The organism is Ramlibacter sp., from assembly GCF_035548915.1.
Taxonomy (GTDB): domain Bacteria; phylum Pseudomonadota; class Gammaproteobacteria; order Burkholderiales; family Burkholderiaceae_C; genus Ramlibacter.
In genome coordinates this window covers 122,649-134,412 of record NZ_DASZSE010000051.1, presented here as the reverse complement: position 1 = coordinate 134,412, position 11,764 = coordinate 122,649, and the positions used below count along the sequence as shown (strand labels likewise).

At 68.8% G+C, this 11,764-nt stretch carries 9 protein-coding genes; 6 read left to right on the top strand and 3 right to left on the bottom strand.

Annotation, left to right across the window (positions count from 1 at the left end):
* Positions 1-5: 5 nt before the first annotated feature.
* Together VHA82_RS23125 and VHA82_RS23120 are read right to left on the bottom strand one after the other, a co-directional pair.
* Positions 6-1,355: a S41 family peptidase gene (locus VHA82_RS23125; protein ID WP_325547547.1), complete on the bottom strand. Its 1,350-nt coding sequence runs from the start codon at positions 1,353-1,355 to the stop codon at positions 6-8.
* Between the two features lie 8 nt (positions 1,356-1,363).
* Positions 1,364-2,218, bottom strand: a complete 855-nt coding sequence (locus VHA82_RS23120; RefSeq protein ID WP_325547544.1) for an alpha/beta hydrolase — start codon at positions 2,216-2,218, stop codon at positions 1,364-1,366.
* Positions 2,219-2,330: 112 nt separating this feature from the next.
* Between VHA82_RS23120 and VHA82_RS23115 the strand changes: the two genes are divergently transcribed.
* The 6 genes from VHA82_RS23115 (at position 2,331) to ligD (ending at position 11,037) form a co-directional block, all read left to right on the top strand.
* Complete coding sequence (locus VHA82_RS23115) at positions 2,331-3,242, top strand: phytanoyl-CoA dioxygenase family protein (RefSeq protein WP_325547646.1); 912 nt, start codon at positions 2,331-2,333, stop codon at positions 3,240-3,242.
* A gap of 70 nt (positions 3,243-3,312) precedes the next feature.
* On the top strand, positions 3,313-4,665 hold the full coding sequence (locus VHA82_RS23110; protein ID WP_325547542.1) for an NAD(P)H-dependent oxidoreductase: 1,353 nt from the start codon (positions 3,313-3,315) through the stop codon (positions 4,663-4,665).
* Positions 4,666-4,801: 136 nt separating this feature from the next.
* A complete protein-coding gene (locus VHA82_RS23105; RefSeq protein WP_325547540.1) occupies positions 4,802-6,565 on the top strand; it encodes a SpoIIE family protein phosphatase in 1,764 nt (587 codons plus the stop codon).
* Between the two features lie 154 nt (positions 6,566-6,719).
* Complete coding sequence (locus tag VHA82_RS23100; RefSeq protein ID WP_325547537.1) at positions 6,720-7,673, top strand: Ku protein; 954 nt, start codon at positions 6,720-6,722, stop codon at positions 7,671-7,673.
* 4 nt (positions 7,674-7,677) lie between these two features.
* Positions 7,678-8,508, top strand: coding sequence for a tetratricopeptide repeat protein (locus VHA82_RS23095; protein WP_325547535.1), 831 nt, complete (start codon positions 7,678-7,680; stop codon positions 8,506-8,508).
* 15 nt (positions 8,509-8,523) lie between these two features.
* A complete protein-coding gene (ligD, locus tag VHA82_RS23090; RefSeq protein WP_325547533.1) occupies positions 8,524-11,037 on the top strand; it encodes a DNA ligase D in 2,514 nt (837 codons plus the stop codon).
* Between the two features lie 54 nt (positions 11,038-11,091).
* Here ligD and VHA82_RS23085 read toward each other — a convergent pair whose 3' ends face one another.
* Entirely contained in the window at positions 11,092-11,763 is a 672-nt protein-coding gene (locus tag VHA82_RS23085) for an alpha/beta family hydrolase (protein ID WP_325547531.1), read from the bottom strand.
* Position 11,764 lies beyond the last annotated feature (1 nt).

Here is an 11,764-nt window from a genome sequence, read left to right as displayed (position 1 = left end):
CCGCGTCAACGCACGTACATTTCGCTCGGGGCGACTTCACCGAATACCGGCTGACGCGCCGGCCCCTTCGGCCGGGCGCCCGCCGCCCGCACGGGGCAGCTTCCGGTGCGAACGTAGTTCAACGCCGCGGCCAGCTTCCGCTCCGCGGGGTCGCCCAGTTCGTGATCCAGGTCGTCCGGCACCACGCAGTCGGGCGCGAAGCCCTGCGCATAGTCACCCTGTCCGAGCGCGTTGAGCGTCGTGAACTGGATCGCGTGATAGGTCGTGCCGCAGTATTGCCGCACGACCGACCCATAGGGCTTGCCGTAGGTCGTCTCGCCCACGAGCACGACCGGGATGAACGGCTTCAGGCCGTTGATCACCGATTCGCTCGCCGACGCGGTGCCCGGCGACGTGAGCACGATCAGGTGGCGCAGGTTCTCGAGGGACGGCCCCGGCAGCACGCCGGGGTCGGGCGGCTGGAAGGGAAACGACCGGTTCTGCGCATACTGCTTCGGGTTGAAGCGCAGGTACATGAAAAGATGCCACGCCGTCGTCGCCCCGCCGATCATGGAGGCGAGGTCGCGCGCGACCGGCACGCTGCCGCCGCCGTTGTAGCGCAAGTCGAGCACGAGGTCCGTCACGCCCGCATCGGCGAAGCGCTGCATCGCCGCGCCGAGCGCGGGGTTGCCGTAGTCGACGAACGAACGGTAGTCCAGGTAGCCCACCCCCGCGCGCGAGCCGTCGCTGCGCGACACGTCGAACGTGGTCACGGTCGGGACCACGGTCAGATTGAACTGCGCGGAAACCATTTCGAGGAGGCGCACGCCACCGTCCGTGCCGCGCACCGTGATCCGGCGCGCGATGCCGGGCTCGCTAACGGCAGGCGGATTGCCGGCCGCGATCTCCTCGGGCGTGTGGCCGTTCACGTCCAGCACGGTGTCGCCGCGCCGCAGGCCGGCGGCCGCGGCAGGGCCGAGCGGCTCCACGCTCCTCACGCGCATCGCCGAATGCGCCTCGTCCTGCCACACGAGCGTGTAGCCGTAGCCCACCTTGATGCCCAGATTCGTGCGCTCGTCGAAGGCGACGGTCGGCTCGGAAAAGCTGTAGCGGTCCGTCGGCTCGTACAGGAGCGAGTCGAAATACCCGGCGATCGTCGCGGCCGATGCGTCGGGCGTGGCGAGGTGGTCGTACCAGAAGTAGATGCTGCGCATCGTGGCCGAGACCACCTCCTGCTGCATCGGCAGGGCGCAAGCGGCCTCGGCCTGCGGGTCCGCGGCAGCGGGGGCCGGCTCGGGCGAGCCGCCACCGCACGCGGCGAGCGCGAGCGACAGCAAAACAGCGAGGCAGGCGGGACGCACGAGGGAAGGAGGCAAGGGGTTGTTCAGTTCTGCAGCAAGTCGAGCGCGAGCTGATGCAGGCGGTGTGCCGGCTCCACCAGTGCTTCGAGCACCGTGAAATGGTTCAGCCCCTCGAGTGCCTCGCACAGAGGGACGCGCTCGCCGCCCCACGCCTCGCAGATGAGGCGATTTTGCCTCAGGAATTCCTCGCTCTCGTCGCCGCCCACCACCGAATACAGCATGCCGCCAGGAGGCGCTGCGAGGCGCGCCGGGCTTGCGAGGCGCACGTGTTCGGGCGTGAGATGCAGCGAAGTTTGCAGATAGGGGCAGTGCATGAGAGGCTCGAGATCATGGAGCGGCGAGATCGCGAGGGAGTTCCTCACCGTGCGCGCATCGAGCGCCGGATCGTGAATCGGCCACAGACAAGCGAGCATCATCGCCGCGAGCTGCCCGCCGGCCGAATGGCCCGCGACCGCGATGCGGGTCGGGTCGCCCCCGAAGCGCTCGATGTTGCGCGCCACCCACGCCACGGCGCGCACCGTCTCGAGCGTGATCTGCGGCACGGTCGCCGCCGGGCACAGCGTGTAGTTGGGCACGACGACGCACACCCCGTCGCGGGTGAAGGCGGGGGCCACGAACGAGTGATCGCTCTTGTCGAGCGCGCGCCAGTAGCCGCCGTGCAGAAAGACGAGGACGGGCACGCCGCGCCCTTCGGCCGGGAAGACGTCGAGCCGCTCGGCCGGCGCGTTGCCGTAAGGGATGTCGAGCGTGCAGCGGTGCTCCGCGCGCACGCGCGCCGAGTCGCGCGTCCAGCGCTGCATTCTTTCGTCTGCATCCGCGACGCGGGCCCGGTTGTTGTACATCCGGTCGAGCCATGCGCCGTCGTAGCCTTTGTCCATGTGCGGCCTCCGCCAACCCGGCATCCTCGCACGGCCGGGCTTCGATTTCGGGGGTTCCCCCACGAGGCAACCCATGTATTCGGTATACAACTGCAGCGCCAAGGAGATGGTGATGAGGCTCACACCCCAACAGCTCGAACGGTTCGACCGCGAAGGATTTCTCTTCTTCCCTTCGCTTTTCTCGCCCGGGGAGATCGGCGTGCTCAGGGACGCCGTGCCTGGAATCTACGCGAGGCGCGAGGCGTACAACGTGCGCGAGAAAGGCAGCGACGCCGTGCGCACGAACTTCGCGGCGCACCTGTACAGCGAGCCATTCGCGCGGCTTGCGCGGCACCCGCGGATGGTGCAGCCCGTGATGGATCTCTTCGGCGAAGCTGTCTACATGCACCAGTTCAAGATCAACGGCAAGATGGCGTTCGAAGGCGACGTGTGGCAGTGGCACCAGGACTACGGCACGTGGTTCAACGACGACCTCATGCCCACCGAGCGCGCGATGAACGTGGCGATCTTCCTGGACGACGTGAACGAGTTCAACGGGCCGCTCATGTTCATCCCCGGCAGCCACAAGCGCGGCGTGATCGAGGCGAAGCACGATCTGCAGACCACGAGCTATCCCCTGTGGGTGGTGGACAACGAACTGATCGCGAAGCTCGTGGAACGCGCGGGCGGCAAGGGGCGCTACGACGAGAACGGGCGTCTCTCCGGATGCGGCATCGCCTCGCCCCAGGGTCCGGCGGGCTCGATGATCCTCTTTCACAGCTGCCTCGTGCATGCGTCGACGAGCAACCTGTCGCCGTGGAACCGGGTGAGCGTCTACCTGTCGCTTTGCGCGGTGTCCAATCACATCCGCCGCTTCAAGCGGCCGGAGTACATCGCGCACCGCGACTTCGCGCCCATCGAGTGCCTGCCGGACGATTGCCTGCTGCGTGACTATCCTGTCGAGCTGCCTTGGAAGGGCGGCATGCCCGCGAGCGCGCTCGCGACGTCGACGGAGCCGATCGATGCGATGACTCGGGGGGCGTGAAAGGTCCCCTGAATTCCCGCTTTCGCGGGAATGACGGGGAGCGGGAGCGGGAATGACGAGAATATTGAACATGTCGCTGCACAGCAAACTTCTCCACCGCCAGGCCGAAGGCAGGCCGATCCGCGTCGGCCTCATCGGCGCGGGCAAGTTCGGCTCCATGTACCTCGCGCAGGTGCCGCGCACGCCGGGCGTGCACCTGGCTGCGATCGCCGATCTCTCGCCGCAAAACGCGCACGTCAATCTCGCGCGCGTCGGCTGGAAACCCGAGCGGGCGCAGGCCCGATCGATCGACGAAGCGATCGGCAGTGGCGCCACGCACGTCGGCGAAGACTGGCGCGCGCTCGTCGCGCATCCGGCGATCGACGTGGTGGTCGAATGCACGGGCCACCCGATCGCGGCCGTCGATCATTGCCTCGAAGCGTTCGATCATCGCAAGCACGTCGTGAACGTGACGGTGGAAGCCGACGCGTTCTGCGGGCCGCTGCTCGCGCGCAGGGCGCGCGAGGCGGGCGTCGTCTATTCGCTCGCGTTCGGAGACCAGCCCGCGCTCATCTGCGACCTCGTGGACTGGGCCCGCACCTGCGGCTTTCCCGTCGTGGCCGCGGGGCGCGGCCACAAGTGGCTCGCGCACTTCAGCGAGTCGACGCCCGAGACGGTCTGGGGCTACTACGGCCTCACGCCGCAGCAGGCCGAGCGCGGCGGGCTGAATCCGAAGATGTTCAACAGCTTCCTCGATGGCTCCAAGCCCTCCATCGAAAGCGCGGCCGTGTCCAACGCCACCGGACTCGGGGTGCCCGGCAACGGGTTGCTCTACCCGAGCGCGAGCATCGCCGACATTCCGTTCGTGACGCGGCCGAGAAGCGAAGGCGGCGTGCTCGAACGCAAAGGCATGGTCGAAGTGATCTCGTGCCTCGAACCCGACGGACGCGCGATCGACTACGACATCCGCATGGGCGTGTGGGTGACGGTGGAAGGCGAAACCGAATACATCCGCAACTGCTTCGAGGAATACCAGGCGCACACCGACCCGAGCGGCCGCTACTTCACGCTCTACAAGCGCTGGCACCTGATCGGCCTCGAAGTGGGCATGTCGGTCGCGAGCGTGGCCCTGCGAGGCGAAGCCACGGGCGTCGCCGACGGCTGGCATGCGGACGTCGTCGCGACGGCCAAGCGCGACCTCGCCCCCGGCGAACTGCTCGACGGCGAAGGCGGCTACACAGTCTGGGGCAAGCTGCTGCCTTCCGCGGCGTCCGCCCGCATGGGCGGCCTGCCGCTTGGCCTCGCGCACGGCGTGAAGGTCGTGCGGACTGTGAAAAAGGGGCAAAGCCTCACGTGGGACGACGTGGCGATGGACACGGGAACGCGTGCCTGCCGCCTGCGCCGCGAGATGGAAGCGCTCTTCTCGCCTCGGGAAACGCCCTGAGCGCTTCGAACCGCGCGCCGACCTGCGCGCCGACCTGCGCGCCGACCCGCGCGCCGACCCGCGCCGCTCGACCGTAGCGTGGCAGCCGGCCACGCGGCTTGCCATTCGCCCCCGCGCACTCGCAGAATAGTTTTTAATGAATGCCATCCGCACATCGCAACACGGCATGAATCGCGAAGCCACTCCTTCTCCTTCTCCATCTCCTTCTGCTGCTCCTTCTCCTGTCGCGCTGGTGGTGGACGACGAACTCGTGACGCGCATGCTTGCGAGGCATGCGCTTGAAAGCGTCGGCTGCGATCCGGTGCTCGAAGCCGCCGACGGCGTCGCCGCGCAGGAGATCCTGCGCGAACACCCGGAAGTCGCCGTGGTGCTCACCGACATCGTGATGCCGCGCATGGACGGCCTGGAGCTGCTGCGCTGGGGCCGCGAAGCCGCGCCGGACGCGATGTGGATCGTCCTGTCCGGCCTCGACACTTTCGACTCCGCCGTGGCCGCGATCCGCCTGGGCGCATTCGATTTCGTGGCGAAGTCGCCGCGCACCGAGGAACTCGAAGTGTCGGTGCACAACGCGCTGAAGCAGCGGCGGCTCCTTGCCGAGCACGCGCGGCTGCACCGCGAGCTGGAACGCAAGGTGAAGGAGCTCGAGGAAACCTCCGAACTCCTGCGGCGCGACCTGCAGCGCGCCGAAGTGATCCAGCGCGCGTTGCTGCCGCGCAATCCTCCTCCGATGGAGGGCTACTGCATCCAGGCCGTCTACCGGCCGGGCCAGCACGTCGGCGGCGATCTCTACGACGTCGTGCGGCTCGGCGAGCGGCACCTCGCGTTCTATCTCGCCGACGCGACCGGCCACGGCGTCACGTCGGCGATGCTCTCGGTCCTCTTCAAGCAGCGGCTCGTCCTCACGGACGCCGCGACGGGCCGCGCGCTGCCGCCCGCGTCCGTGCTCGAGGCCGTGAACCGGTCGCTGTGCCAGGCGCACACGACACCGGGGCTCTTCCTCACGGCGGTGCTCGGATTGCTCGACACGTCGGACGCGACGCTCACGCTCGCGTCGGCGGGACATCCGCCGGTGCTGCACGTGCGCGAGGGGCGCGACGGCCGCGAAGGACGCCTCATCCGCCGCACGGGGCCCGCGCTCGGCCTCGCGCCGGACGCGCAGTTCCGCCAGGAACGCATCCAGGTCGCCGCGGGCGACCGCATCCTGCTCTACACCGACGGCCTTCTTCCCTCGGGGTCACAGGAGGACCTTCAGCGGCTGGAGGCCCTGCTGTCGGGGCCTCACGCGAGCGCGCAGGAAATTCTGTCCGAGCTCGATCAGCAGCCGGCCACCGAACGCGACGACGTGACGCTGCTCCTCATCGAGGCGCATGCGGGCGTCTCGTGGTTCGACAACGGCGCTTCGGCGCCGGCTGCCGAGGCATCGCCCGGCGCATCGCGCCCCGAAGGCGCGGGCGTCTTCTACGGCGAGACGGAGCATGCGGCGCACCTCGCGCTTCGCGGCCGCGCCACGTGGCTGCAATGCGATGCCTTCCACGAAACCGCGCAGGCCGTGCTGGAGAAGGGGCATGCGCTGGTGCTCGATCTCTCGGATTGCGAGTACCTGGACAGCACGTTCCTCGGCACCGTCCACGAACTCGTGTCGCGCGGCCGCGTGACGCTCGTGGGCGTGTCGCCCGCCGTGCGCGCGCTCTTCGAGGAACTGAGCATGGAGCAGGTGCTTGCGAATATCCGCGTGAGCGCTCCCGCTTCTCCCGAGCTCTATGCGCTCGGCACGGGCGGCGACCCGGCCGCGGCACAGAAGCGAATCCTGCACGCGCACGAAGCGCTCGCGGGCCTCAGCGATCGCAATCGCGAGGAGTTCCGTGACGTGATCGAGTCGCTGCGGGACGACGCGCAGTAGCCAGCGGCGGAGGTAGCGCCGAAAGCGCCCCTCTTCGGCGGCTTCCATGTCGCGATAACCCCACATTGCGGCGCCCTCGGGTGGCGCCCGGGTGACAGGCCGGGCCACCCCACCTACCATTGACACCTCCCCTCGCGAAGTTCCCTCAAGCGCCATGGCCGCCCGTTCGATTGCCTCGCTCACCTTGAGCTTCGGCCTCGTGTCGATCCCGGTGAAGCTCTATTCCGCGACCGAGACCTCGGGTTCGGTGAAGTTCAACATGCTCACGAAGGACGGCTCGCGCGTGAAGCAGCAGTACGTCTCCGAAAAGGACCCGGCCGTCGTCGTGCCGCGGTCGGAGATGGTGAAGGGCTACGAATTCGAGAAGGACCGCTTCGTGCTCTTCACGCCGGAGGAGCTGAAGGCGCTGGAGGAATCGAGCGACCCGACGATCGAGATCATGTCGTTCATCCCCGCGAAGTCGGTGGATCCGCTCTACTACGACAAGGCCTATCTCCTCGCACCCGACAAGCGCGGCGGCAAGCCCTATGCGCTGCTCGCGCAGGCCATGCGCGAGAGCGGCCGCTGCGCGCTCGCGAAGTGGAAGTGGAAGTCCAGGCAGTACGTCGTGCAGATTCGCCCCGCGCAAGACGGCCTCGTGCTGCAGCAGCTGCTCTACGCGGATGAAGTGCGCTCGCACAAGGACCTCGACATCGAGAAGGTCGACGTGGCCGCGGGCGAGCTGCAGCTCGCGCTGCAGCTCATCGAGCAGATCTCCACCGACAGCTACGACCCCTCGCAATACGTCGACGAGGAGAAAAAGCGCATCCTCGCCGCCATCGACGAGAAGATCGCGGGCAAGCAGGTCGTGGCCGCGTCGCACGAGGAAGCCGCGCCCGCGGGCGGCCAGGTGATCGACCTCATGGAGGCGTTGCGCGCGAGCCTCGCGAAGAAGCCATTGACCGCGCCCAAGTCGGCGACAGCGGCCGCGGTCGAGGCACAGCCCGCCGTCGCCACGAAAGAACGCAAGGGCGCGAAGCGCGCCGCGACGCCCGCACCCGCGAGCGAAGCAGCAGCGCAAGCCGTGGCCGCGCGAGCCGCCGCGCCCAAGGCTCGTGCCCGCAAGTGAGCCGGTGACGCTCTCGAGCGAGGGCTCCACTTTCACGCTGCGCCGCGTCCAGGCAATGCTGGGCCTGTCGCGACACATCGTGGCCGGGCTCGTGCAAGCGGGCTTCGTCAAGCCCACGCGCGGCAGACGCAACGAATGGCGCTTCACGTTCCAGGACGTGGCGCTGCTGCGCACCGCGCATGCATTGCAAGCCACAGGCATCGCATCGCGCCGCATCCTGCGCTCGCTCGCGCGTCTGAAGGCCACGCTGCCCGAAGAACTGCCGCTGGCGGGCCTGCGCATCACCGCGATCGGCTCCGACGTGGCCGTGCGCGACCGAAGCGGCCGCTGGCGCGCCGACACGGGGCAGCTCCTGCTCGATTTCGACGTGGCCCCCGTGGCGGGCAGCGTGACGGTGCTGGAACGCGCGTCGCCGCGCGGCGATGCTCCCGACGCACGGACCCTTTTCGAGCGCGCGCTCGCGATGGAAGACACCGACCCCGCCGCCGCCGAAGCGGCGTACCTGCGCGCGCTCGCACTCGACCCGGCCCTGGAAGACGCCTATCTCAACCTGGGCACGATGCTCGATGCCGCGGGCCGCCATGGCGAGCTGGTACGCCTTTGCGACGCGGCGCTCGAGCACTGTCCCGATTCCGCGCTGATGCATTTCAACCGTGCGGTGGCGCTCGACCAGCTCCAGCGGCTCGATGAAGCCGCGGCCGCGTACGAGCGCAGCCTCGCGCTCGACCCCACGCTTGCCGATGCGCACTTCAACCTCGCGCAGCTTCACGACCAGGCGGGCGACGAACGCGGCGCGCTGCGCCACTACAGCGCTTACCGGCGGCTGAAGCGCTAGCACGCGGTTCCCGCCATGCCGGCGCGCAAGCCCCCGCCCGCCGAAGCCGCCAGCGCGCTGGCGCGCTACTGGGCCAAGCGCGACTTCGACGTCACGGGGGAGCCGCGTGGCGGCGACGAGGCGGCGAGCGGCGGCGCGCTCACGTTCGTCGTGCAGAAGCATTGGGCAAGCCGTCTGCACTACGACTTCCGGCTCGAATTCGATGGCGTGCTGCTCTCCTGGGCCGTGCCCAAAGGGCCGAGCTACGACCCCGCCGACAAGCCCATCGCGATCCACGTGGAAGATCATCCGCTTTCGTACGCGACGTTCGAAGGCACGATTCCGAAGGGGCAGTACGGCGCGGGCGCGGTGATCGTCTGGGACCGCGGCACGTGGGAGCCCGCGACCGATCCGCGCCAGGGCATGAAGGACGGCAAGCTCGTCTTCCGGTTGCATGGGCACAAATTGTTCGGCCTGTGGGAACTCGTTCGGATCGCCAAGCCCGGTGACCGTCAGGACACGTGGATCCTCTTCAAGAAGCGCGACCGGCATGCGAGGCCGCGGTCGGAATTCGACGTGGTGAGTGCGCTGCCGGACAGCGTCATCGCCAAGCCGCTGAAGGCCGAAGCCGTGGCAAGCGACGGCGGGCTTCCGGCCGGCGCGGTGCGCGCGCCTTTGCCGCAGAAGCTCTCGCCGCAGTTGCCGAGCCTCGCCGCTGCCGCACCGACGTCCGATCAGTGGATCTGGGAAATCAAGTTCGACGGCTATCGCCTGCTCGCGCGCGTCGAAGGCACTGACGTGCGGCTCATCACGCGCGGCGGCCACGACTGGTCCGCGAAGCTGCCCGCGCTCGTGAGGTCGATCGCGGCGCTGCGGCTCGAAAGCGCGTGGCTCGACGGCGAGATCGTCGTGCTCGGCCCCGACGGCACGCCCGACTTCCATGCGCTGCAGAACGCCATCGACGACACGCGCGCCGCGAACATCGATTACTTCCTGTTCGATGTCGCGTATCTGGACGGCTATGACCTGCGCAAGGTGCCTCTCGTCGCGCGCCGCCAGGTGCTGCAGCGCCTGATGCAGGATCGGCCGCAGCCGCACCTGCGCTTTTCCGAAGCGTTCGATGCCGATGCGGCGACGATCCTCGAGTCCGCGCGCCGCATGGGGCTGGAAGGCGTGATCGCCAAGCGCCGCGACGCGCCGTACGAATCGCGCCGCACCGAGACCTGGCTCAAGCTGAAGAACAAGCTGCGGCAGGAATTCGTGGTGGCGGGCTACAGCGACCGGTCGAGCGGCGAGCCCGAGATCGGCGCTCTGCTGCTCGGCTTGCACGAGCCCGATGGCACGCTGCGGTACGTGGGCAATGTCGGCACCGGGTGGGACTCGGCCACCGCATCCGCATTGAAGAAACATCTGGCGAAGATCGAAGTGAACGCGTCGCCCTTCGGCGGACCCGTGCGGGCGCAGCGCGGCAGCGCGCGGGGCGTCGCCGTGCATTGGGTGCGGCCGCGCGTCGTCGCCGAAGTGGCGTTCTCCGGCTGGACGCCCGAGCAGCAGTTGCGCCACGCCAGATTCATCGCGCTGCGCGACGACAAGCCGGCCGCCGAAGTCCGCCGCGAGGAAGCCGTGATGCCGGCCGGGCCCGCGCTCGTGGAGGGTGGCGAAAGCATCGTGGACGGCGTGAAGGTCTCGCATCCCGATCGCGTGGTCGACGCGGCGAGCGGCATCACGAAGCTCGAACTCGTGCGCTACTACGAGTCGGTCGCCGGCTGGATGCTGCCGCACCTGTTGGGCCGCCCATGTTCGCTCGTGCGCGGGCCGGCCGGCGTGGGCGGCGAGCTCTTCTACCAGAAGCACCTGAACGAGCAGCGCATCGCGGGCCTGCGCGAACTGCCCGCGCACCTCTGGCCCGGGCACGCCTCGCTGATCGAAGTGCCGACGAGAAAGGCGCTGGTCGCCGCGGCGCAGCTGAACGTGATCGAGTTCCACACGTGGAATGCGCGTGCGCGCAACATCGCCTGCCCCGATCGCGTGATCTTCGACCTCGACCCCGGCGAGGGCGTGCGCTGGGAGCAGGTGCAGGAAGCCGCGCTGCTCGTCAAAGGCATGCTCGACGAGCTGAAGCTGAAGAGCTGGCTGAAGACGAGCGGCGGCAAGGGCCTGCACATCGTCGTGCCGCTTGCGCCGCGCGAAGGCTGGGACACGGTGAAGAACTTTTCCGAAGCGGTGGTGCAGCACATCGCGAAGGTGATTCCGCAGCGCTTCGTCGCGAAAAGCGGCGCGCCCAATCGCGTGGGGCGCATCTTCGTCGACTATCTGCGCAACAGCCACGGCGCCACCACGGCCGCGGCGTATTCGGCCCGCTCGCGCCCGGGGCTCGGCGTGTCGATGCCGGTCGCTTGGGAGGACCTGCTTTCGCTTCAGCGCAGCGATCAGTGGACGGTGCGCACGGCGCGTGAACACCTGTCGTTCCAGCAGGAGGACCCGTGGGCGGCGTACTGGAAGTGCCGGCAGACGCTCGCGGCGGGGCTGAGGACGCTCGGTATGCGGTGAGTCCGGCGGGCTGAACGAGTGCGGCGAGAGCGCCTCTTGCCCAGTCGCACAGCCCTACCGCGCGATCCACCCCGCGATCGCATTCGCCAGTTCCTCCATCACCTGCGCATCCGTGCGGCCCGAGCGCGCGAGCACGTGAAACGAGTGATCCGCGCCGTCGACGACATGCATCGTCGCGCGCTCGCCCAGGTCAGCGACCGTCGTGCGGATGAGCTCGAGTTCCGCCAGCGTATCGCGCGTGCCCTGGAGAAAGAGCATCGGCACTTGCACCTTCGCCAGATGCGCGGCGCGCTGCGTGCCGGGCTTGCCTGCGGGATGCAGCGGAAAACCCACGAAGACAAGGCCTCGCACGCCTTCGATCGGTTGCGACGCCTGCGCCTGCGACGTCATGCGTCCGCCGAAGGACTTGCCGCCCGCGTAGAGCGGCACGCCCGGCAGGTGCGCCGCGGCTTGCGCCGCCGCGGCCCGAACGGCCGCTTGCGCCGTCGCGGGATCGTCGGGGCGCTTGCTGCCCTGCTCCATGTAGGGGAACTGGTAGCGCAGCGTGGCGATGCCTCGCTCGCCGAGCGCGGATGCGAGGTCGGCCATGAACGGGTGGTTCATGCCCGCGCCCGCGCCGTGCGCGAACACGAACACGGCCGAGGCTTGCTCCGGCGTGCGCAGCACGGCGGAAACCGATGCGCCCGCGGCGAGGCCGATGCGCAGGGGCGTGACGGTGGCGCGCATC